Source organism: Corallococcus sp. M7 (assembly GCF_054512695.1).
The window spans coordinates 7,279,843-7,302,140 of sequence record NZ_CM137252.1 but is presented as its reverse complement, the minus strand read 5'-3'; the positions used below and the strand labels follow the sequence as shown (position 1 = coordinate 7,302,140).

Sequence of the window (22,298 nt, the reverse complement as noted above, 5' to 3'; positions counted from 1 at the left end):
CTTCAGTTCCGCCGGGGCAGGCGCAGGGTGAAGGTGGAGCCTTCACCCAGGGTGGAGCGGGCGGAGAGCGAGCCGCCGTGCAGCTTCGCGAGCGCGGCGGCGATGAAGAGGCCCAGGCCGTGGCCTCGTCCGCGGTCCTCGTCCGCGCGCTGGAAGCGGTCGAAGACGTGGGGCAGGGCGCTGGCGGGGATGCCCACGCCCCAGTCGCGCACGTGGATGAGGACGAGGCCCGGGTTGAGCGTCACGCCCAGCTCGACGTGGCGCGACGTGCCGCTGTACTTCACCGCGTTGGACACCAGGTTGTTGAGCACCTGGCGCAGCCGCTCCGCATCCAGCATCAGGGACTCCACCGGCTCCAGGGCGTGGAAGGAGAAGTCGAAGTCCGGTTGCAGCTCGCGCCACTCCTGGACGAGCTCCTGGAGGAAGGGCGTCAGCTCCGTGGGCTGAAGCTTCAGCTCCAGCTTCCCGTCCGCCAGCCGGGAGGCGTCCAGGATGGAGGTCACCAGCCCGTTCATCCGGTCCAACTGGCGCAACACGGCCTCCGCGGAGCGGCGCTCGTCGTCGATGCCGCGCTTCTGCACCTTGCGCAGGAGCAGCTGCGTGTTGAGCCGCGCGGAGCTGAGCGGCGTCTTCAGCTCGTGCGCCACCCAGTTGAGCATCTCCTCGCGGGCCAGGCTCAGCGCGTTGGGTGCCTCGCGCGCGGCGGGGGCTGCTTCCTGACGGGCCGCCAGGCGGTGCTGGAGCGCCTGGTTCACCGCCTGCTCGAAGGTGGACAGGTCCACCGGCTTCGCGAGGAACGTCTGCGCGGCTTCACGCCCCTGCGGACGCGCCGCGCTCAGGAGGAGGAAGGGCACGTCCGACAGGGTGGGCTCCGCGCGCATGGCGTGCAGAAGCTGCATGCCCGTCTTGCGCGGCATCATGTGGTCGCTGACCACCAGGTCCGGCGTCTCCGTGCGCGCCAGCAGCAGCGCCTCCTCGCCGTTGTGCGCGCGGATCACCCGGTGGCCCAGGTCCTCCACCACCTCCGAGAAGACCTCCAGGAGTGCCTCTTCATCCTCCGCGATGAGCACCAGGCTCATTCACTCACTCCTCCGATGGTGGTCCCCAGCGGACGGGCCTGACCGGTCAGCAGGCCCGCGGCGGAACGGATGGGCGCGAGCACCTTCACGCCCTCGTCCGTGATGACGAACTCGCGCAGGTCGGCCACGTACTCGCTGTCCCGCATCTTGAGCACGGACAAGAGCCGGTGCACCCGGCCGTGCAGCTCCACGTAGCGCAAGAGCAGCACGTTCTCTCCCAGGCTGGCGACCGGCGCGTCGTTGAAGTCCAGCTCCGTGCCCACGACCTTCGACACCTCGCGGGTGAACAGCGTGGTGATGCCCCGCATGCGCAGCCGCATGGACAGCGACGCGAGGAAGGTGCGCCGCCGCGAGGGATCCAGGATGGCCAGCTCCAACTCGGTGAGCCCGTCCAGCACCAGCCGCTTGACGCCGAGCGCGTCCACCTGCGCCAGGAGGTCCTGCACGAGCACGTCCGCCTCTATCTCCATGGGCGGCACGTACCGCATCACCAGCCGCCCCTCGCGCAGGGCCGGGTCCACGTCCAGGCCCACGCGCCGGGCCCGCGCGGTGAGCATGGACGGCGCGTCGAAGAACGACACGAAGAGCGCCTTCTCCCCGCGGTGCGCGGCGTCCGCCGCGAAGTGCAGGGCCACCAGCGTCTTGCCAATGCCCATGCTCCCCGCGAGCATCGTGGTGCTGAGCTCCGGGATCCCGCCGTGCATCAGCGCGTCCAGCTCCGGCAGCCCGAAGCTCTTGCGCGCCAGCGTGGGGGGCTCGTCCCGGAAATCCAGGGGCGTGGACTCCAGGCGCGGAATGGCCATCACGCCCTCCTCGCGGATGAGCAGGGTGTGCTCACCGCTCAGGTGGGGCCGGCCGCGCAGCTTCACCACCTCCACCCGGCGCACCCGGCGCGAGCCCTGGGGCTGGATGGACAACGCCACGATGCCATCCACCGTGGTGGCCTCCGGCAGCGCCATCAGCCGCTCCAGCGGGTACTCCGTGGTGAACAGGCCGATGCAGTTGATGGCCGACAGGCTGATGCCCAGCTCATAGAGGAACTCGCGCAGCCGCGCCTCGTCCTGCCAGAGGTCGCGGATGGAGCGCAGCCCGTCGATGAAGAGCATCCCCGCGCCGCGCTCCCGCACCGTCTGGAGCAGCAGGTCCCGGGCCTCCTTCGCGCCCTTCTTGAGCGACGAGTAGGCGCTGATGAAGAAGAGCTTCTCGCCCAGCAGCTCCGGCTGGAAGAAGTCGAAGCTGGACAGCGCCCCCATCAGCTTGTCGTGGGGCTCCGACGTGACGGTGGCCACCACCACGGGGATGCCGCGCGCCGCGGCCGAGAAGGCAATCTGGCTGCACAGCACCGTCTTCCCCGACCCGGGCGTGCCGGTGACGATGATGGCCTGTCGTGAGGGGATGCCACCTCCCAGGAGGAGGTCGAAGCTGGGGATGCCGCTCTTGAAGAGGGCGGGCTCGCTGCTGGCCATTCCAGGGTCCATCGCACGGCGAGAGGTCATCGCGCGGAGCTTCCGCCGCTCGAAAGCGCGCGCCGGGTCAAGATGCGCATGGGGAACAGGGCACGCCCGAAGTGCCCCCCGCGTCGCTGCCGCATAACCGACAGTTCCGGCCGGAGCCACTCCCGCGAGCCCATACCCTTCGTGCAGTGGCGGCGGGTCAACACCTCTGCTCGGAGGGCAGCCCGACGGCCGGGGACTCAGTGTGACGGCGCGGGGTCCTCCCCCGGGGCCGGGGTGTGGGCCCCGAGGCCCCGGAAGAGCAGCAGCGACACCACGAGCCCCACGGCGCACACCGCGGAGACATAGTGCGCGGGCGCGAGCGGGCTCTGCTTGAGGGCCAGCGTCACGGCGAGCGGCGTGAGGCCGCCGAACAGCGCGTACGCCACGTTGTAGGAGAACGACAGGCCGGAGAAGCGCACCGCGGGAGGGAAGGCCTTCACCATCACCGCGGGCACCACGCCGGCCACGCCCACGCAGAAGCCCACGCCCGCGTAGAGCGGCACCAGGTGCTCCGGCGCGCCCGCCACGCCCCGGTAGAACAATTGCGCGGCGACGAGCAGCATCCCCGAGCCGATGGCCATGGCCCGCGTGGGGCCCAGCCGGTCCGCGAGCAGCCCGTAGCAGATGCAGCCCACCGTGAGCGTGAGCGTGGCCACGCTGTTGGCCGCCAGCGCCTTCGCGGGCGGGATGCCGTGCAGCTGCTGCATCAGCGTGGGCGTCATCAGGATGACCACCACGATGCCCGCGGTGAGCACCCAGGTGAACAGCATGGACACGACGACGGCCGGCGCGTGGCCCCGGAGCGCGGCCTTGAGCGGCAACTCACGCACCAGCGCCTTTCGCTGGCGCATCTCCTCGAAGACAGGCGTCTCCTGGAGCCAGCGGCGCAGGAACACGGCGAAGAAGCCGAACACGCCGCCCACCACGAAGGGAAATCGCCAGCCGTACGCCAGCACCTGCTCCGGCGTGAACGCGGTGTTGACCGCGGTGGCCACCAGCGAGCCCAACAGGATGCCCAGCGTGAGCCCGGAGGTGAGCGTCCCGCATGCCAGACCCACGCGGCGCTCCGGCACGTGCTCGGAGACGAACACCCACGCGCCCGGCACCTCGCCGCCCACCGCCGCGCCCTGGAGCAGCCGCAGCGTGAGCAGGAGCAGCGGCGCCACGTACCCGGCCGTGGCGAACGTGGGCAACAGGCCCATGCACAGCGTGGGCACCGACATCAGGAAGACGCTCAACGTGAACATCCGCTTGCGCCCGGTCCGGTCCCCGAAGTGCGCCATCACGATGCCGCCCAGCGGACGCGCCAGGTACCCCGCCGCGAACAGGCCGAACGTCTGCAACTGCCGCAGCCAGTCCGCCGTCTCCGGAGGGAAGAACAGCTTCCCCATCACCGCCGTGAAGAACACGAAGATGATGAAGTCATAGAACTCCAGCGCGCCCCCCAGCGCCGCCAGGCCCAGGGTGCGGATGTCCCGGGCGGACAGCGGACGGGGAGCGGCCAGCGGGGACGGAGCGTCGGAGGGGAGGGTCGCCATGCGCTTGAGGACCCGGAGGATATGCCGGACGCCCCGTGTGTCAGCGATCCATCACGTTGTTAAAGTGTATTCTCCGTAAAACCTGTTGACACGTTGTGCGAAACTTGTGGGGAGGTCTCGGCATAGGTATCTTCCGGGAATTGCGAGTTCCGTCCCGGGAGTACAATTTGGACAGGGTTGATACCGCGACGCCTGCGTCGGCCGCACCCGGGGTGGATATCCTCTTCGGGAAGTACCGGATGGTGCAGCGGCTCGCCACGGGCGGGATGGCGCACCTGTTCCTGGCGACGATTGACGGACCGGACGGCTTCTCCAAGGCGTGCGTCATCAAGCGCATCCTGCCGGAGTACGCGAACCTGGAGCCCTTCGCGCGGATGTTCGCGGACGAGGCGAAGGTCGCGGCGCTGCTCACGCACCCGAACATCGTGCAGGTGTTCGACTTCGGGAAGATCGACGGTCAGTACTACCTGGCGATGGAGTGGATTCAGGGCCAGTCGTTGGACCGCATCATGCGGCACGCGGCGGCGGCGAACATCCCGCTGGGGCCCCGGGTGACAGTGGACGTGGGCCTGGCCATGTCGGACGCGCTCACGTACGCGCACGCGAAGACGCTGTCGGACGGAACGCCCCTGAAGCTGGTGCACCGGGACATCACGCCGGGCAACGTGCTGGTGTCGCGCGACGGCATCGTGAAGCTGGCGGACTTCGGCATCGTGAAGAGCTCCGTGAACCTGGAGCGCACGGTGGCCGGGGTGGTGAAGGGCAAGTACGCGTACATGTCCCCGGAGCAGATCACCAACCGGGAGCTGGACCACCGCTCGGACCTGTATTCGCTGGGCATCGTGCTCTACGAGGCGTCCACCGGGCGCCGGCTGTTCAAGCGCGACTCGATGGAGGCCACCATCATGGCCGCGTCGGCGGGGGACGTGCCGCCGCCGTCGCACGTGGCCCCGGGCTTCCCGCCGGAGCTGGAGCGCATCCTGCTCAAGTGCCTGGCGAAGGACCCCGCGCAGCGCTACCAGACGGCGCGCGAGCTGCACGACGACCTGGAGCGCTACCGCACGGCGCAGCACTGGACGTCCGGCGGCCGGGAGCTGGCGACGCTGATGGCCACGCTCTTTCCTCCGGACGCCACCGGCCGTGTGTCCACGGCGGTGTCGGTGCCGGGGTCCATGCCGGGCTCGTCGCCGGGGGCGTCCGCGGACGCTTCGGGCATGGGCTCCACGCGCATGCCCACCGGCATCTCCGGCCCGTCGCCCTTCGCGCCGTCGGAGTACCCGGTGGACCTGCACGAGCCCAGCGCGCTGGTGCCCACCGGCGTGATGCCCCGGAGCACCGGGACGGGCTCCACCACGGGCGTCATCCCGCCGCCGGAGCAGGCGGCCGCGGCGGGGGCGTTCCCCTGGGCGCTGGCCGCGGCGGCCGGAGTCGCGCTGGTGGGCAGCGCGGTGTTCTGGCTGTTCATCGCGTGAAGGACGGGCGCACCGTGTCGTCGTGGGAAGTGGGACTTTGAACGTGAAGAATCAGAAGACCTGGGTCGCCGTCATCCTGCTGGGCACCGTGGCCGTGAACGCCGGGGCGTACCTGATGGTCCGCTCGCGCAAGGCCGCGCAGCCCGAGCCCGTCGCCACGCGGCTTCCCTCGCCCCCGCCCGTCGTCAGCCCGTCTTCTTCCGCGCCCCCGCCGTCGGAGGACGCGAACGCGGGCGTCATCCGGGCGCTGCGCGCGTCGGGGCTGGCCGCGCTGGAGGACCGCGACTACGAGCGCGCGGTCGCGCAGTTCACGGAGGCGCTCAAGCTGCGTCCGGATGACAAGGACAGCGACCTGACGCGGCTGCTGGGCATCGCCACCGACCTGCGCTCGCGCGAGCAGTCGAAGACCGCGCACGCGCCCACGTCGCGTGAGCCGGCGCCCTCCCGCGCGCCGCCCCGCACGCGCGCCGCGAAGCTCGCCGCCGCGCGGGCCGCCCGTGAGCAGCAGGCCACTCCGGCCGCCGCGCAGGAAGAGGCGAGGGGCGGGCTCCTGCTGGTGACGTCCACGCCGCCGGGGCTGGTGGTGATGGTGGATGGCAGGGCGGTGGACCTGACGCCGGCGCGGCTGCCGGTGTCCGCGGGCGCGCACCGCGTGGTGCTCGCGCAGGGCGACCGCCGCCTGTACGAGGAGACGGTGGAGGTGGACGCGGACTCGGTGCGCTCGCTCAACCGCGACCTCTCCGCGGAGCTGACGCCGTCCGCGCCGAAGCCGGCCGTGGCGGCCGTGGTCCCGGCCTCGCCCCCGGCGGCGGATGGACCCGCGGCGGCCCCGCGCGACCCGGAGCCCACGAAGCCGCCGGAGCCCTCCGTGGCGAAGGCCGCCGTGGCGCAGCGGGGCGACCTGGAGGTGACGTCGCCGGGCCTCTACGGCGAGGTGTGGATCAACGGCCGGCCGTATGGCTTTCCGCCCATCTCCGCGCAGGCCCTGCCCTCCGGCCCCGCGAAGGTGGAGGTCCGCGTGAATGGCGAGGTGAAGCGGCGCATGACGGTGGAGGTCGAGCCGGGCCGCAGCACCCGCGTGCGCGTGAAGTGAAACAAGGCTTACCCCCGCAGTCAGCGCAGTCCCAGAGTTCCCCCCACTTCGAGAAGGTTGTTTCGTATGGGTTTCACCAGGCACGGGCGTCGTGTGTGTGTATGGCTTGCGCTGCTGGGCGCGGGCACGGGCTTCGCGCAGACGGCGCCGGAGCCCACCCTGGACCCCGGGCCGCCGGAGACGCCCTCCGCGCAGGAGCAGCGCGAGGCCCAATTGGAGGAAGAGCCGGAGGTGCACAGCCAGGTGGCGTCGTTCGCCATCACGAAGCTGCATGACTCGCCGGCGGTGGTGACGGCCATCACCGCGGATGAAATCAAGGCCTCCGGCGCGCGCGACCTGATGGACGTGCTGTTGCAGGTGCCGGGCTTCTTCTTCGGCGTGGACGTGTCCGGCACGGTGGGGCCGGGCTTCCGCGGCCTGTGGGGCCAGGAAGGCAAGGTGCTGCTCATCATCGACGGCAAGGAGATGAACGAGCAGCTCTACTCCACGATGCAACTGGGCCACGAGTTCCCGGTGGAGCTGATTGAGCGCATCGAGGTCGTGCGCGGCCCGGGCTCCGTCATCTACGGCGGCAACGCGGAGCTGGCCGTCATCAACGTCATCACCCGCGGCATCCAGGGCAGCACGGACGCGCTGGTGGTGGGCACGTACGGGCAACTGTCGGACGGCCTGGGCCGGCGCAGCCTCACGGTGTCCGGCCGCAAGGTGTTCGAGAGCGTGCCGGGCCTGAGCGCGTTCGCGTCCGCGTCGCTGGGGCAGGGGCAGCGCAGCGACGCCGTGTTCGACGACTTCTACGGCGACTCCGCGAGCATGAACGGCGCGTCGGCGATGGACCCCACGGTGGTGCAGGCCGGCGTGGGCTACCGCGACCTCCAGTTGAGCGTGCTGTACCAGCGCCAGGACACCACGTCGGTGGTCTCCGTGGACGAGGTGCTGCCCACGCCCGCGAGCACCGACTTCGAGTCGTTCCACGCCGAATTGAGCGACCGCTTCCGGCCCACGGACCGGATTGAAATCATCCCCCGGCTGAACCTCACGCTGGGCGAGTCCTACCGGGACTCGGACGAGTCGTCGGACTTCTTCTACGACAAGCGCTACCGGCGCCTGCGGGGCCGGGCCCTGGCGCGCTGGGCGGCGTTCGACTTCCTCCAGTTGACGGGCGGCGTGGACCTGGCGTTCGACCAGGGGCAGCTGCGCGGCCCGGCGGGCCTCGGCCAGCAGGAGCCCTTCAACGGCGACGAGGACGTCGTCTCCTACCGCAACGTCGCGGCCTTCATGGAGGTGTACTCGGACAACCCCATCGCCACGGTGGTGGCGGGCGCGCGCTTCGAGGACCACAGCGCGTTCGGCAGCTCGTTCGTGCCGCGCCTGGTGTTGCTCAAGTCCTTCGGGCCGGTGAGCGGCAAGGCCCTGTACAGCCGCGCCTTCCGCGCGCCGGGCATCGAGAACATCTCCCTGGGCGACGACGTCCGGCCGGAGCGCACCACGGTGTACGAGCTGGAGGCCACGCTGCGCCTGGGCGAGGGCCAGAGCCTGAGCGCCAACGCCTTCGACGTGGGCGTGACGGACCCCATCATCTATTCGTACGACCCGGTCACGGCCTCGGAGGCGTACCGCAACCTGGGCCGCCTGGGCAGCCGGGGCATCGAGCTGGACTACCGGCTGCGCGGGTCCTGGGGCCGCGCGCAGGCGGGCTATTCGTTCTACCGGCCGGGCGGGCGCAATGACGTGGAGGACTACCTGGTGCCCGGCCAGCCCAATGCCTTCACCGGCCTGCCCACGCACAAGGTGACGCTAACGGGCACGGCGAAGGTGCTGCCGTGGCTGTCCGTCAGCCCCACCGCCGTGCTGGTGGGCCAGCGCTTCGCCGTGGGGGCTCCGGACGAGGAGGGCGTGTCGGAGGTCCAGACGCTGTCGCCCCGGCTCCTGCTCAACCTCTTCGTGCGCGCGGAGAACGTGGGGACGAAGGGCCTGGAGATTGGCGCGGGCGTCTACAACCTGCTGGGCAGCGACTTCCGGGTGGCCCAGCCCTACAACGGCGGCCACGCGCCCCTGCCGGTGTTCAGCCGCGAGTTCATGGTGAAGCTGACGTACCTCTTCGAGCCGTCCTACGACGACGAGTAGCCTGGCCGTCAGCCGGACCGCATCCGACGTTGCGCTGGGGCGTGGCGGGGCGTAGGGAAGCCGCCTGCCATGTCCGAGAACACCCAGCTCCTCGAAGCCGTCCGGAAAGAAGCCAAGCCGGGACTCTGGTCCAAGGGCGTCAGCCTCGCGCGGGACGGCGCGGTGGCGCTCCAGTCGCGCACAGGCTCGGAGGTCGAGCTGCGCGTGAAGGTGGCGGGCCGGGCCGTGGCCTTCACCGTCGTCCTCTATCCGGGCGACGAGGCGTGGGAGTGCGACTGCCCCAGCCCGGTGGACCCGTGCGAGCACGTGGTCGCGGCGGCCATCTCCCTGGACAAGGCGGAGAAGCAGGACGCGCCGCTGGAGGCGGTGTCGGAGCGCTGGTCGCGCGTGGTGTACCGCTTCACGCGCGTGGAGGGCGGGCTGCAACTGCACCGCGTCCTCGCGCACGCGGACGGCACGGAGGAGCCGCTGGAGGACCTCACCGGGCGCCTGGCGAAGCCCCAGGCCGGCGTCACGTTGCAGGTGGAGCAGGTGGACCTGGTGATGGAGCGCCTGCTGGAGCGGCGCACCCGGGGGCCGCTGCTGGCGGAGAAGCTGGACGCGCTCCTGAGGGCCCTGGAGCCCGCGCGCAACGTGCTCCTGGACGGCCGGCCGGTGGCGGTGTCCAGCGAGGTGCTGCCCCCGCGCGCGAAGGTGGAGGACAAGGGCCAGCAGTGGGTCATCACCATCACGCGCGACCCGCGCATCACGGAGGTGGTGAGCCCCGGCGTCGCGCTGACGGCGGAGTCCCTGGTGCGCCTGGGCGAGACGGCGATGACGGGCGCGTGGCTCCAGCACCTGCCGCTGGTGCGGACGTATTCGCCGGAGCAACTGGGAGAGCTGTCCGCGAAGATTCTCCCGGAGCTGGCGCGGCGCATGCCGGTGGACATGCGCAGCCGCCGCCTGCCGCCGCTGGACCGCGACCTGAAGCCGCGCATCCTGCTGGAGCTGAACCAGCTCACCCAGGGCCTGTCGGTGCTGCCCACGCTGGTGTACGGCGCGCCGCCGACGGTGCGCATCGACAACGGGCGCATGGTGTACCTGCGCGGCGCGGTGCCGCTGCGCGACGAGGCCGCGGAGCAGAAGCTGCTCCACCAGCTGCGTGACGAGCTGAACCTGGTGCCCGGGCGCCGGCTGACGGTGCAGGGGCCGGAGATGATGCGCTTCGCGGACAAGCTGCGGAAGTTCCGCGGCGACCTGGGCGGCGACGCGGCGGGCATCGTCAGTCCGGACATGCGCCTCAAGCCGTCCCTGCGCGTGGAGGGCGGCGCGTCCGGCGCGGGCGTGCCGGAGGTGCGCTTCACGCTGGAGTTCGAGGTGGAGGGCGGCAAGGGCGGCGCGCGCACGGTGGACGCGGCGGCGGTGGTGCGGGCGTGGACGGAGGGGCTGGGGCTGGTGCCGCTGGACGGTGGTGGCTGGGCGCCGCTGCCGCGCGCGTGGCTGGACAAGAACGGGCAGCGCGTCGCGGACCTGCTGGCCGCGCGTCAGGCGGACGGCCGTGTCGCGAACCACGCGCTGCCGGAATTGACGCAGCTGTGCGAGTCGTTGGACCAGCCGCCGCCCCCCGGGTTGGACAAGCTGGCCCCGCTGGTGGAGGGCTTCGAGAAGCTGCCACCGCCGGTGCTGCCCGCGGAGCTCAACGCCACGCTGCGCGCGTACCAGCAGCAGGGCGTGAGCTGGCTGTCGTTCCTCAAGGGCGCGGGGCTGGGCGGCATCCTCGCGGACGACATGGGTCTGGGAAAGACGCTCCAGACCATCTGCATCCTGGGGCCGAAGTCGCTGGTGGTGTGTCCCACGAGCGTGCTGCCCAACTGGGTGGCGGAGCTTGCGCGCTTCCGACCGTCGTTGAAGGTCTGCGTGTACCACGGCCCTGGCCGCAAGCTGGACCCCACCGCGGACATCACGCTCACCACGTACGCGCTGCTGCGCCTGGACGCGGCGGTGCTGGGCGCGCCCACGTGGGAGGCGGTGGTGCTGGACGAGGCCCAGGCCATCAAGAACCCGGAGAGCCAGGTGTCGCGCGCGGCGTTCGGGCTCAAGGCGAACCTGCGGCTCGCGCTCAGCGGCACGCCGCTGGAGAACCGCCTGGACGAGCTGTGGAGCCTGATGCACTTCACCAACCCGGGCCTCTTGGGAGGCCGCCGCCAGTTCGAGGAGAAGACGGCGCAGCCCATCGCGGACGGCAAGCCGGGAGCGGCGGAAGGCCTGCGCCGCCGCATCCGCCCGTTCATCCTGCGCCGCCTCAAGCGGGACGTGGCGCCGGAGCTGCCGCCGCGCACCGACTCCGTGATGCACGTGCAGTTGGATGAGCGCGAGCGCTCCGTCTACGACGCGGTGATGGCCGCGACGCGCGCGGAGGTGGTGGCGCTGCTCAACGAAGGCGGCAGCGTGCTCAAGGCGCTGGAGGCGCTGCTGCGGTTGCGGCAGGCGGCCTGCCACTCCGCGCTGGTGCCGGGTCAGGTGGCGAAGACGTCCTCCAAGGTGCAGACGCTGGTGGACGCGCTGGAGACGGCGGTGTCGGAGGGCCACAAGGCGCTGGTCTTCTCCCAGTGGACGTCGCTGCTGGACCTCATCGAGCCGGGGCTCAAGGAAGCGGGCATCGGCTTCGAGCGGCTGGACGGAGCGACGGCGAACCGGGGCGAGGTGACGTCGCGCTTCCAGGGCCAGGACGGAGCGCCGGTGCTGCTCATGTCGCTGAAGGCCGGAGGCACGGGCCTGAACCTCACGGCGGCGGACCACGTGTTCCTGATGGATCCGTGGTGGAACCCGGCGGTGGAGGCGCAGGCCGCGGACCGGGCGCACCGCATCGGGCAGGAGCGGCCGGTGATGGTCTACCGGCTGGTGTCGCAGGGCACGGTGGAGGAGAAGATTTTGGGCCTCCAGGAGAAGAAGCGCGCCCTGTTCGAAGCCGCGCTCAGCGAGGCCTCGGGCGCCGCCGCCATCACCCGTGAGGACCTGCTCCAGCTCTTCGCGTAGGGCGTCCGCGTCACGTCGCGAACCGCACCGCCACCTTCGTGGCCTCCGGGTCGCTGAAGCGCAGGAGGTCCTCTCCCTCCTGCACCAGGGCGTCGCGGACGGGCTTCTTCAGCGGGTCGAAGGCGTTGCAGACCAGCGTCGCCGTGCCCTTCGCGCGCTCGGTGGTCCAGACGCCCGCGGTGCGCCCGTCCACCAGGAACACGTTGAGCACGCGCAGGTTCTTCGTGGACAGCAGCGCGCGGTGCTCCTCCGGCACGACGCGGGTGCGGTCCGCGTGGGAGAGGATGAGGTTGTCGAAGTCCGGCAGGAAGCGCACCGGCGCGGGCGTCTCCTCCGGCGGGCGCGGGGCCTTGGGCAAGTCGAAGAGGACGCGCTTCTTCTCGTCGCGGAACTCCACCAGCTTGCCGCGCACCTTCTCGAAGGCGTCCTTCAGCGGCTTGATGCCGGACCAGGACTGCATGTCCGCCACGGTGGCCGGGCCGAAGGCGGCCAGGTAGCGCAGCACCAGCGGCGAGGCGTCGTCGTCCGTGGAGAGCTTCTCTCCCAGCCAGGACTCCGCCAGCGTGAAGCCGGAGCTGCCGGGCCAGCCCCACTCCAGCCCCTCCTCGGGGACCTGGACGAGCGGCAGCATCATCCGCGCGGCGAAGCCCATGGCCCGCTCGTCGCCGTCCACGTGGTGCTTCAGCAGGTGCGCCCGCACCTCCTCGAAGGTGCGGGGCTTCTCCTGGAGGAAGGGCTTCGCCGTGGCCAGCAGCGCGGGCAGGTCCAGCGCGGTGGCGCGCTCCTTCAGCACGGAGCGCATGGCCGCGTTGAGCAGGGGCTGGAAGAGCCCCCGGTAGCGCAGGTAGTCCTTCGCGGTCATCAGGTGCAGCGTGCCGCGCATCATCGTGCCGCGCGCCAGCTCCCGCTTGAGCGCCAGCTTCGTGAGCGCGTCGCGCTGGAAGCCCTGGAGGCGCGACCAGAGGGCCAGGTAGGGCGGACGCGCGAGCTGGGCCTGGAGCCCCACCAGGTGCTCGATGGCTCGCGGCACGGTCATCTTCTCGCGCGTGAGCAGCAACTGGCGCGCGAGCGTTGCTCGGTTGAGGGCCTGAGGGGTCAGCACTTCGGTGGGCATGCTTCCGAGCATACCCAGCCGTCTTCAGCGCGTGAGGGCCGGAATCACCTTCTCACCGAAGGCTTCGATGAAGCCTTCCTGCTCGCGGTTGACGTTGTGCAGGTACAGCCGGTCGAAGCCCAGGCGCAGGTCCTCGCCCATCCAGTCCACGTGCTGCTGGAGGCTGCTGGAGACGCGCAGCGGGCCGTCCAGGTCGTGCGGCTGCACCACGTTCGCGGCCTCCTGGAACTGCGCGGGCGTGCGCAGGTCCGTGAGCACGCTGTTGGCGAAGATGTTCGACGCCCACTGGTTGTACGCGCCTTCACGCGCGAGCTCGTCGTCCTTCGCGTAGGACAACTGCACCTTGAGGAACAGGGGCTTGCCCTCGCCGCCGCCTTCGCGGAACGCATCCACCACCTTGCGCAGCTCCTCCGGGGGCCGCGCGGTGGTGATGAGCCCGTCCGCCCAGCTCCCCACCCACTTCGCCGTCTTCGGCGTGACGGCGGCGCCGATGAGCAGCGGCATGTCCTTGGGGCGCGTGTAGAGCCTGGCCTCCTCCACCGTGACCAGCCCCCGGTGCGTCACCGTCTCGCCCCGGAAGAGGGCGCGCATGATGTCCACGCACTCCTTCAGGCGCGCGTTGCGCAGGTCCTTCGCGGGCCAGCCCGTGCCGGTGATGGCCTCGTTGAGGTACTGGCCGCTGCCCAAAGCCATCCACGCCCGGCCGGGATACATCTCGTTCAGGGTGCCCAGCGCCTGCGCGACGATGGCCGGGTGGTAGCGCTGGCCCGGCGCCGTGACGGAGCCGAAGGACAGGCCCGTGGACGCGAGCGCCGCGCCCATGAACGCCCAGGCGAAACCGCTCTGCCCCTGCGCTTCCGTCCACGGGTGGAAGTGGTCGGAGTTGAGCGCGGCCTGGAAGCCCGCGCCTTCCGCCTTCTGGCAGAGGCGAAGAAGCTCGCTGGGCGGAAACTGTTCGTGCGACGCGTGAAAGCCGATGAGGGGCATGCGGGCGCCACCCTGGAGCGGGAGCGCTCCCACGGCGAGGCCTGTCTTCGCGCGAGTGTTGGCTGAACGAAGTCCGCTAGCCCCCAGGTGTGGGGTTCCGCACGACGCTCCCATCCGAACGGCCACGTCCGCGAGGGGAGGGCTAAACGGAAAGGATGATTGAAGACCTCTGGTACAAGAACGCGGTCGTCTACTGCCTCGACGTCGAGACGTTCATGGACGGCAACGGCGACGGCGTGGGGGACTTCACGGGCCTGCGCCGCAAGCTGGACTACCTGGCGGGCCTGGGCATCACCTGCCTGTGGCTCCTGCCCTTCCAGCCCACGCCCAACCGCGACAACGGCTACGACATCAGCGACTACTACGGCGTGGATCCGCGCCTGGGAGACCTGGGCGACTTCGTGGCCTTCACCCACGAGGCGAAGCTGCACGGCATCCGCGTCATCATCGACCTGGTGGTGAACCACACGTCGGATCAGCACCCGTGGTTCCAGGCCGCGCGCAAGGACCCGGACAGCCGCTACCGCGACTACTACGTGTGGGCGAAGAAGCGGCCCAAGGACGCCAACAAGGGCATGGTCTTCCCGGGCGTGCAGCCCTCCACGTGGACGTACGACAAGGAGGCGCGCCTCTGGTACTTCCACCGCTTCTTCGACTTCCAGCCCGACCTCAACGTGGCGAACCCGGAGGTGCGCGAGCAGATCCTCAAGGTGATGGGGTACTGGCTGGAATTGGGCGTGTCCGGCTTCCGCGTGGACGCGGTGCCCTTCCTCGTCGAGCTGAAGGGCGTGAAGAACCCGGACGTGAAGAACCCCTACAAGCTGCTGGAGGAGATGCGCGAGTTCCTCTCCTGGCGCAGGGGGGACGCCATCCTGCTCGCGGAAGCCAACGTCACCATGAACGAGGTGGTGGAGTTCTTTGGCGACAACGACCGCATGCAGATGGTGTTCAACTTCCTGGCGAACCAGAACTTCTACCTGTCCCTCACGCGAGGGGACGTGACGCCGCTGGTGCAGGCCCTGAAGTCGTCCCCCAAGCTGCCGCACACGGCGCAGTGGGCGAACTTCCTGCGCAACCACGACGAGCTGGACCTGGGGCGCCTGCCGGACGAGGACCGGCTGGAGGTGTTCCAGGCGCTGGGGCCGGACAAGGGCATGCAGCTGTATGACCGGGGCCTGCGCCGCCGGTTCGCGTCCATGCTGGACGGGGACCGCCGCCGCATCGAGGTGGCGTACAGCCTGATGTTCTCCCTGCCCGGGACGCCGGTGCTCTGGTACGGCGACGAGCTGGGCATGGGGGAGAACCTGTCGCTCGTGGAGCGGCAGTCGGTGCGCACGCCCATGCAGTGGAGCCCGGAGCCGCACGGCGGCTTCACGCTGGCGGACGCGCCGGTGAAGCCCCTGGTGTCGGAGGGGCCGTTCGGCTTCCGGCAGGTGAACGTGGCGCAGCAGCGGCGCGACCCGGGCTCGCAGCTCAACTGGACCGAGCGCATCATCCGCGCGCGCAAGGAGTGCCCGGAGCTGGGGTGGGGCGCGTGGAAGGTGCTGCGCACCGGCAACAAGGGCGTGCTGGCCATCCGGTACGAATGGAAGGGCAACGCGCTGGTGGTGCTGCACAACCTGTCCGCCCGGCCCTGCACGGTGAAGCTGGACCCGGGCGGCGAGGAGGCGTGCACGCTCTTCAACGTGCTCAGCGAGGACCACTCCGAGCCCGTGGACGGCCAGCGCCACGTGCTCACGCTGGAGGGCTACGGCTACCGGTGGTTCCGCGTGGGGTTGGAGAACCCCGCGCGCAAGCACCGGACGGAGCCGCTGCCCTAGCCGAGGCTCACAGCATGCTGGCGATGTCCTTCACCGGCTGCGGGGCGGCCTCGGTGTTGGCCAGCGCGCCCGTATAGGCTCCGAAGAGCATCCCGGCCGGGTTGGCGCGGCCCTTGGTGATGGAGCCGATGACGCCCTCCGCGGCGCCCTTGATGGTGTTGACGTAGCCCTTCGCGGCGCCCTCGAGGACGCCCTTGAAGCCGCCCTCCGAGTCACCGATGCCCGTCAGGACGTTGCTGACTCCCGGAATGAACCAGAGGGCCTTGCCCGCCTCGCCCATGGCCCACTGGAAGTTGTCCTTGTTGCTGCCGTCCGCCTTCACGTGGGTGTCCTTGGTGGTCGGCAGCTGGTGCTCGCCCAGGAAGGAGTAGCCCTTCTCGGCGAAGTCCTTGAGCATGCCGGCCTCCGTGCCGTGGCGCGCGTCACCGTCCTTGGTGATGCCCTCGATGTTGCCGTCACCCATGCCACCCTTGACCTTGTTCGAGCGGTCCCCGCCCGTGGAGGCCTTGGCGCTGTCGATGAACTCCAGCACCTTGGTCAGCCGGTAGACGCCGTCCGCGTTCTGCTTCGGGTCCTTCAGGTCGAGCTTGGGGTCCACGCCCGTCTGCTTGCAGAGCTGCTCGAACTTGATGTCCTTCTGGCGGCCCAGGTTCTTGAGCACGGGCGAGTCGTCGACGATCTGCGCCGCCGTGCGGTTGTCGCCGGCCGGGCGCTTGTCATTGGCGCTCGGGACGCCGTTGCTGGCGGGCTGCGGCTCCGGAGGCTGCGCCTGGACCGGGACCTGCGCCCGCGCCGAACCCAGGTCCCGCAGCTCCGGGGGGAGTCCGCGGTACGCGAGAGGGGCCGGCGCCAGGTCCTGGAGCTCCGGGGGCAGTCCGCGGGGCGCGAAGGTGGCCGGCCCGAGGTCCTGGAGCTCCGGGGGAAGTCCCCGAGGGGCGAAGGCGGCCGGGGCGCCGAGCATGTCCGACGCACCCTCCAGCGCGGGCATCCCACGCGGCTGCCTGCGGTTGATGATCTCCGGCTGGAACGAGTCCACCTGGTCGAAGCCCCGCGCCGGCATGCTCCGGGAGGCGTCCGCGACAGGCCCCGCGGAGAGCTGGGCCTTCGGGCTGACGAGCGCGGGCTCCGCGGTGGTGGGGCGCATCAGGGAGGAGGAGCGGGCCGTGGCCTTGAGGTCGATCATGGTTATCACCTGGGGTCTGAGCTGCGACGTTGCCTGACCTCATTGCAGCGCCCATGCCGACCCGGTGAACCGCGCAACCCCTGGACTTCACAGGGAGGGAATGCTCGCGGCGGGCATCCTGCTGGTGACCGCAGTCACCAGCAGGATGGCGCGAGTCATCAGTTCATCTCGACCTTCTGGAAGAGCCGCTCCGGCGGGGCGATACCGTCGGAGAAGTCCAGGATGGTGGTGTAGTACGTGGGGTCGCCCCAGGAGCCGTAGAGCACCTGGTCGTGGCCCAGGCCGCGGAAATCCCCCACCAGCATCCGGTTGGCCAACAGCGTCGGGTAGTAGCTCACGCCCTGCGCCTCGCTGTAGCGCACCTCGGCGGGGGCGACGCCGTCGAAGAAGTCCGCGATGAGCATGGCCGTGCCGGTGGTGCCGTTGTTCACCAACAGGAGCTGGTCGTAGCCCAGGTCCCGGAAGTCGCCGGCCGCCTGGTTGTCGTCCGCGTCCATCAGCCCGTCGAGCACGGTGAAGGCACCGGAGGCCTCCACGTAGCGCACCTGCGCCGGCGCCACGCCCGCGCTGAAGTCGAGGAGCTTCACCCGCGCGCCCGTGCCGGAGCGGTTGAGGCAGAGCACCTGGTCGTAGCCGCGGTTCTGGAAGTCGCCCACGTAGAGGCGGTCGTCCGGCTCGGAGCAGTCCTCGAAGGAGTTCGGGCCGCTCCACTCCTCGCGGTAGCCGTCTTCCGCCGGGGCCACGCCGTCGCTGAAGTCGGCGATCATCACGCGGCTCCCCACGCCGGAGCGGTTGAAGAACAGCACCTGGTCATGCCCCCGGTGGAGGAAGTCGCCCACGAGCTGCGTGTCCTCGACGTCGTGCCAGCCGTGGAGCAGCACGCTCTGGCCCCAGGACTCGTGGTAGCGCACCTCCGAGGGGACGGCGCCGTCGCGGTAGTCGGTAACCATCACCCGGCCGCCGTAGCCGTCGGTGTTGATGAAGAGCATCTGGTCGTAGCCCAGGCCGCGGAAGTCACCCGTCAGCTTGATGTCGCTGGGGTTGTGCCAGTTGTTGAGCAGGGCCGACGCGCTCCAGGACTCCTGGTAGTGGAAGTTGGGGAAGGCATTGGCGTTGACGTAGCCGGAGACCAGCACGCGCGGGCCATAGCCCGACCCGTCGATGGCGATGAGCTGATCCGCGCTGCCCGTGCCCGCGAAGACGCCCGCCTTGTAGACGGAGGGCATGGCCAGCCGGAATGTCTTGGGCGCGTTGACGAGCAGCGGGCTGTGGCGGCCCTGCTGATCCAACGCGTAGATGCGCAGCGTGTGCTCCTGGCCATCCACGTAGAGGTCCGGGATGCGGAAGGAGAAGCCGTTCGCGCCGGACGCCATGGGGTAGACGTTCTTCACGTCGGAGCGGTAGAGGTTCGCCACCACGTTGGCCACGGACGCCGGGTTGCCGTCGATGGAGTAGTAGACCGTGATGGACGCGGACGGCGAGTCCAGGTCCAGCGCCCAGCCCGTCACCGTGCCGTCGTAGGAGATGTTCTCCAGCGTGCCGAAGGCGCCCGGCAGGTTGAAGGTGCGCGGCGAGCCCGCGAGCAGCGGGTTGTGGATGCCCTGCGTGTCGATGCCGTAGACGTGCATCGTGTGGTTCTGGCCGTCGCGGAAGTACGCCGGCACGGGGAAGTAGAACCCGTGGTTGCCCAGGATGCCGTCGTGCGCGGTGTTGACGTCCGGGCGCGCGACGTTCGCGACCGCGGAGCCGCCGAACGCGCCGGAGCCCGCCGGCCCGTCGATGTAGAAGTGCACGTCCGTGGAGACGGACGGCGACGCGGTGTCGAAGGTCCAGCCCTTCACGTAGCCGGTGGAGGTGATCTCCTCGAAGTTGCCCTTCGTCTCGCCCGGGTACATGGACGCGGCGGAGGCGACGTCGCCCGCGCTCAGGGCGATGCGCTGGCCAATGGCCTGGCCACCCTTGGTACGGATGGTCTCCATGTCCTTGCCCGTGACGGGGTCGGGCTTGCCGAACGCCGTGGGGCCGTAGTGCATGATGGACCCGAAGTCATAGGGGCCGAAGTCGTCGCCGTTGCTGATGTGCTGCTCGAAGGCGTACTCCATGCCGTCCTCAATGTTGTCCCAGAGGATGTCCACGAAGGCGTCGCGGTCCTCCCGGCTCTGCTCGTGCCAGAAGCCGATGGCATGGCCCAGCTCGTGGATGACGTTGCCCAGGCTGCACGTGCCCTCCAGCGTGACGAACTGCCGGCCGCCCTGGCGTCCCACGGACGAAAAGCAGCCCTGTCCCTTCACGAAGTAGACGTGGTCGACGGAGGTGGGCGTGGAGGCGGAGATGGGCACGAAGCGCAGGCCCGTGCGGCGCTGCCAGTGCCGGATGGCGTCGTTGACGACGAAGTTGTCATCCAGCGAGCCGTAGACGTGGACGTACGGGACGACGCCATTGGGCCAGCGCTTGCTGCTGCCGGAGACCTGGATGCTCTCCGCGGAGACACGGTTGGCGGCCTGGGCCTTCACCTTGGGCGACTCGCGCTCCACGTCCTCCACGGTGCCCAGGATGATGTCGCCCTCGAAGAGCGCCATGCCGTCGACGGCTGCGTACTTCACCTCGCGGGCCTCGGCCTTGGGGCCAATGCGGACCCATGCGGAGCGCACGCCGGAGCTGGCGGGCGACTGGGGCGCGGGCGCGGGCGGGGTGGTGGTTTCGGTGGCGTCTTCCGGACGGCAGGCGGTGCCAAGGCAGGCCACGGCCGTGAGCGCCCGGATGAACCGGGCGTGATGGGTGATGCGCATGGGTGATTCCCCCTCGTTGGGAGTCGCGATGACTCGCGGTGCATTACGGAAGGACTCGCGGAGGTTGGTTGTGCGGGGGTGATGTTTCCCGCGCTATGACGGCCACCGTCATGAGCCCCGCTCCTCCTTCACGTGTCGCGCTGCGCTGTGCACTCGCGTTCGCCGTGCTGTACGCCTGCTACGAAGCGCCGGAGGGGATCGGCGGGCGGCTGCTGGGAAGCTTCGCGGTGACGGCGGCGCTGATGCTGCTCTTCCACGCGGTGGCCTGGGGCGTGGGGCGGTGGCTGGGTTACCGCAATGGCTTTCATGCGTATGCGTTGGAGTGGCGTGGCTCCGCGCTCGCGCGGGCGCTGGCGGTGATGCTGGTGCTCAAGCCGCTGTCCGTGCTGGTGGGAGTGGCGGTGGGCGTGATGCGCGTGCAGCCCCTGGAGAAGCCGCTGATGGGCACGGCGCTGCTGGTGGCGGCGCTGGGGGTGGTCGTGTCCACGTTCGTGCCGTCGGTGGCGGAGGACATCGTCTCGCGCGGCTTCTGGTACCGCGCATGGCCGGTGGCGGGGCGGGGCGTGGGCTACGTGGTCCTGTCCGCGGGCGTGTTCGTGCTCACGCACGTGTACCGGCTGGGCAACGGTCCGCTGGAGTGGCTGATGTTGTTCTGCACGGGGCTCGCGTACGCGGCGGCGGTAGCCCGCACGGGCTCGCTGTGGGGCGCCGTGGGGCTGCACTGGGGATGGAATCTGGCGAACGGGCTGCTGGACCTGCAACTGGACGTCAACGCGGTGGGGCAGGGCGGCCGTGTCCTGTCCACCGTGACAGGGCTGGTCGCGCTGGGGCTGGTGGTGCTGCTGCCGAAGCGACGTGACGCCACGGTGTAGGTGGCGGGCCCTGGAGCTTCGGGTTACAGACTCGGGGGAGGAGGCTCGCGATGCCCGCTCCCCTGACGCGGCGCCCGGAGACGAAGTCGTTCAGCATCGAGGACCTGCTCGACCGCGTGCGGCGCGGCGAGGTGCGCATCCCCGACTTCCAGCGCCCCCTGCGTTGGACCGCGGAGGACGTGCGCGACCTGCTGGACAGCGTGTACCGGGGCTATCCCATCGGGACCCTGTTGTTCTGGCGCCGGGATGCCCCCGCCGCCAACGTCAGCTTCGGCCCCGTGCGCATCGACGCGCCCTCCACCAGCCAGGGCCTGTGGGCCGTGGACGGACAGCAGCGCGTGACGGCGCTCGCGGGCGTGCTGCTGCATCCGTCCTATGGCGACGAGGCCGGGCGCGATGACTTCCACCTCTACTTCGACCTGGAGACGGAGGAGCTGCACGCGCCTCCGGACGCCGGCACGCCGCCACCTCACTGGCTGCCGATGAACGAGGTGCTGGACAGCGAGTCGCTGCTCCACTGGCTCAACCGCTATCCGGGCCGTGAGGCACACCCGGAGCACCTGCGCGCCGCCATCCGCCTGGGCAAGGCCATCCGCGAGTACCAGGTGCCCGCGTACGTCGTGGACACCGCGGACGAGAAGGTCCTGCGCATCATCTTCAAGCGCCTCAACACCGCGGGCCGTCCGCTCACGGATGAAGAGGTGTTCAACGCGCTTTACGTGGGCTCGCGCTCGCTCAGCCTGGAGTCGGTGACCGAAGGGCTGCGGGAGCTGGGCTTCGGGAGCATCCCGGAGTCGCTGCTGCTGCGCGCCGTGCTGGCCGTGCGCGGCCTGGACTTCACGCGCGGCTACCAGGAACAGCTCAACCAGGACGACGAGCTCACGGAGTCTGTCCGCCGCACGGACCGGGCCCTTCGCGATGCCATCGTGTTCCTCAAGCGCGATGCGTTCATCCCGCACCTCAAGCTCCTGCCCGCGCCGGAGAACTCGCTGGTCCTGCTGACGCGCTTCTTCCAGCTCCATCCGGAGCCGTCACCGCGTTCCCGGGAGCTGCTGTCGCGCTGGATCTGGCGCCACATCGTCTTCGGCGGCTGGGAGCTGAAGCCCCCGGAGGCCCTCCAGGTCTTCTCGGCCATCCGCTCCGACGAGGAGCGGTCCCTCCAGACGTTGCTGGGCCAGATCCCGCCGCCGCTCATCCGTTGGTGGATGGAGACGGGGATGCCCATCATTCCCAGCACCCCCGTGGGGCCTCCGCTGGTCCTGCGCATCGCGATGCTGTCCCTCCAGCCACGCGACCTGCGGACGGGGGCCGTGCTGGAACCTGGAGAGCTGCTGGAGCTGCCGGGCGAAGGACTCCAGCCCATCCTCCCTCCGGGGGACATGCGGTGGATGACGCCCGGAATCGTGGACCGCCGGATGGTCCGGCGCGTGATGGACGGGACCTTCGGCTTCCTCTTCCACCCGCCCGTTCCGGGGCGCCCGCCCGTCCAGATGCTCGAAGCCTGGCCACCCCTGGCGGAGGACATCCTCCAGAGCCACGGGCTCACCACGCAGGCCCTGGGCGCCCTGAGGCGCAATGACGGACTGGAGTTCCTCCAGCTGCGCCAGGCGGTGCTGGAGCCCGTCCTGCGCCAGTTCATGGAGGCCCGCACGCGCTGGGACGACTCGGACCGGCCTTCGCTCCAGTCGATGATCATCGACGACGATGAGGACTGAC

Annotated in this window: 14 protein-coding genes; 7 read left to right on the top strand and 7 right to left on the bottom strand. The window is 70.3% G+C overall.

The features are described 5' to 3' along the window. Window positions 1-2: 2 nt before the first annotated feature. From ACX114_RS29115 to ACX114_RS29105, 3 genes are all read right to left on the bottom strand, one after another. The gene (locus ACX114_RS29115) at window positions 3-1,079 is read right to left on the bottom strand and encodes an ATP-binding response regulator (RefSeq protein ID WP_459289861.1); all 1,077 of its coding nucleotides are present in this window, start codon (window positions 1,077-1,079) and stop codon (window positions 3-5) included. Continuing rightward, window positions 1,076-2,575 carry an ATPase domain-containing protein gene (locus tag ACX114_RS29110; protein WP_459289859.1) on the bottom strand — a complete coding sequence of 500 codons (1,500 nt, stop codon included), beginning with the start codon at window positions 2,573-2,575 and terminating at the stop codon, window positions 1,076-1,078. The genes ACX114_RS29115 and ACX114_RS29110 overlap by 4 nt, the downstream gene beginning before the upstream one ends. 197 nt (window positions 2,576-2,772) lie before the next feature. Further along, complete coding sequence (locus ACX114_RS29105) at window positions 2,773-4,113, bottom strand: MFS transporter (RefSeq protein ID WP_459289857.1); 1,341 nt, start codon at window positions 4,111-4,113, stop codon at window positions 2,773-2,775. A gap of 212 nt (window positions 4,114-4,325) precedes the next feature. Here ACX114_RS29105 and ACX114_RS29100 point away from each other — a divergent pair, with 212 nt between their 5' ends. The 4 genes from ACX114_RS29100 to ACX114_RS29085 all read left to right on the top strand — a co-directional run bounded on the left by ACX114_RS29100 (window position 4,326) and on the right by ACX114_RS29085 (window position 11,817). Further along, window positions 4,326-5,585, top strand: coding sequence for a serine/threonine protein kinase (locus tag ACX114_RS29100; protein ID WP_459289855.1), 1,260 nt, complete (start codon window positions 4,326-4,328; stop codon window positions 5,583-5,585). A 43-nt stretch (window positions 5,586-5,628) separates the two neighbouring features. Then, window positions 5,629-6,678, top strand: coding sequence for a PEGA domain-containing protein (locus tag ACX114_RS29095; RefSeq protein WP_459289853.1), 1,050 nt, complete (start codon window positions 5,629-5,631; stop codon window positions 6,676-6,678). A gap of 93 nt (window positions 6,679-6,771) precedes the next feature. Then, window positions 6,772-8,802 carry a TonB-dependent receptor plug domain-containing protein gene (locus tag ACX114_RS29090; protein ID WP_459289851.1) on the top strand — a complete coding sequence of 677 codons (2,031 nt, stop codon included), beginning with the start codon at window positions 6,772-6,774 and terminating at the stop codon, window positions 8,800-8,802. 69 nt (window positions 8,803-8,871) lie between these two features. After that, window positions 8,872-11,817, top strand: coding sequence for a DEAD/DEAH box helicase (locus ACX114_RS29085; protein ID WP_459289849.1), 2,946 nt, complete (start codon window positions 8,872-8,874; stop codon window positions 11,815-11,817). Window positions 11,818-11,827: 10 nt separating this feature from the next. Here ACX114_RS29085 and ACX114_RS29080 read toward each other — a convergent pair whose 3' ends face one another. Continuing rightward, window positions 11,828-12,931, bottom strand: a complete 1,104-nt coding sequence (locus tag ACX114_RS29080) for a winged helix DNA-binding domain-containing protein (RefSeq protein ID WP_459289847.1) — start codon at window positions 12,929-12,931, stop codon at window positions 11,828-11,830. Between the two features lie 24 nt (window positions 12,932-12,955). After that, window positions 12,956-13,918: a TIGR03885 family FMN-dependent LLM class oxidoreductase gene (locus ACX114_RS29075; protein ID WP_459289845.1), complete on the bottom strand. Its 963-nt coding sequence runs from the start codon at window positions 13,916-13,918 to the stop codon at window positions 12,956-12,958. 155 nt (window positions 13,919-14,073) lie between these two features. Here ACX114_RS29075 and ACX114_RS29070 point away from each other — a divergent pair, with 155 nt between their 5' ends. Continuing rightward, window positions 14,074-15,738, top strand: a complete 1,665-nt coding sequence (locus tag ACX114_RS29070; protein ID WP_459289844.1) for an alpha-amylase family protein — start codon at window positions 14,074-14,076, stop codon at window positions 15,736-15,738. Between the two features lie 7 nt (window positions 15,739-15,745). Here ACX114_RS29070 and ACX114_RS29065 read toward each other — a convergent pair whose 3' ends face one another. Both ACX114_RS29065 and ACX114_RS29060 read right to left on the bottom strand, forming a co-directional pair. Beyond that, window positions 15,746-16,921 carry a hypothetical protein gene (locus ACX114_RS29065; protein WP_459289842.1) on the bottom strand — a complete coding sequence of 392 codons (1,176 nt, stop codon included), beginning with the start codon at window positions 16,919-16,921 and terminating at the stop codon, window positions 15,746-15,748. 158 nt (window positions 16,922-17,079) lie between these two features. After that, on the bottom strand, window positions 17,080-19,710 hold the full coding sequence (locus ACX114_RS29060) for a M12 family metallopeptidase (RefSeq protein WP_459289840.1): 2,631 nt from the start codon (window positions 19,708-19,710) through the stop codon (window positions 17,080-17,082). A 110-nt stretch (window positions 19,711-19,820) separates the two neighbouring features. On the opposite strand from ACX114_RS29060, the gene ACX114_RS29055 reads away from it, so the two are divergent. Further along, on the top strand, window positions 19,821-20,582 hold the full coding sequence (locus ACX114_RS29055) for a CPBP family intramembrane glutamic endopeptidase (protein WP_459289838.1): 762 nt from the start codon (window positions 19,821-19,823) through the stop codon (window positions 20,580-20,582). Window positions 20,583-20,632: 50 nt separating this feature from the next. Next, entirely contained in the window at window positions 20,633-22,297 is a 1,665-nt protein-coding gene (locus ACX114_RS29050; RefSeq protein WP_459289836.1) for a DUF262 domain-containing protein, read from the top strand. The last annotated feature ends 1 nt before the right edge of the window (window position 22,298 follow it).

Bases quoted from the DNA above. Each gene is read 5' to 3' on its own strand.
- ACX114_RS29115 (WP_459289861.1), bottom strand. From the start codon at position 1,079: ATGAGCCTGGTGCTCATCGCGGAGGATGAAGAGGCACTCCTGGAGGTC.
- ACX114_RS29110 (WP_459289859.1), bottom strand. From the start codon at position 2,575: ATGACCTCTCGCCGTGCGATGGACCCTGGAATGGCCAGCAGCGAGCCC.
- ACX114_RS29105 (WP_459289857.1), bottom strand. From the start codon at position 4,113: ATGGCGACCCTCCCCTCCGACGCTCCGTCCCCGCTGGCCGCTCCCCGT.
- ACX114_RS29085 (WP_459289849.1), top strand. From the start codon at position 8,872: ATGTCCGAGAACACCCAGCTCCTCGAAGCCGTCCGGAAAGAAGCCAAG.
- ACX114_RS29080 (WP_459289847.1), bottom strand. From the start codon at position 12,931: ATGCCCACCGAAGTGCTGACCCCTCAGGCCCTCAACCGAGCAACGCTC.
- ACX114_RS29075 (WP_459289845.1), bottom strand. From the start codon at position 13,918: ATGCCCCTCATCGGCTTTCACGCGTCGCACGAACAGTTTCCGCCCAGC.
- ACX114_RS29070 (WP_459289844.1), top strand. From the start codon at position 14,074: ATGATTGAAGACCTCTGGTACAAGAACGCGGTCGTCTACTGCCTCGAC.
- ACX114_RS29065 (WP_459289842.1), bottom strand. From the start codon at position 16,921: ATGATCGACCTCAAGGCCACGGCCCGCTCCTCCTCCCTGATGCGCCCC.
- ACX114_RS29060 (WP_459289840.1), bottom strand. From the start codon at position 19,710: ATGCGCATCACCCATCACGCCCGGTTCATCCGGGCGCTCACGGCCGTG.
- ACX114_RS29055 (WP_459289838.1), top strand. From the start codon at position 19,821: ATGAGCCCCGCTCCTCCTTCACGTGTCGCGCTGCGCTGTGCACTCGCG.
- ACX114_RS29050 (WP_459289836.1), top strand. From the start codon at position 20,633: ATGCCCGCTCCCCTGACGCGGCGCCCGGAGACGAAGTCGTTCAGCATC.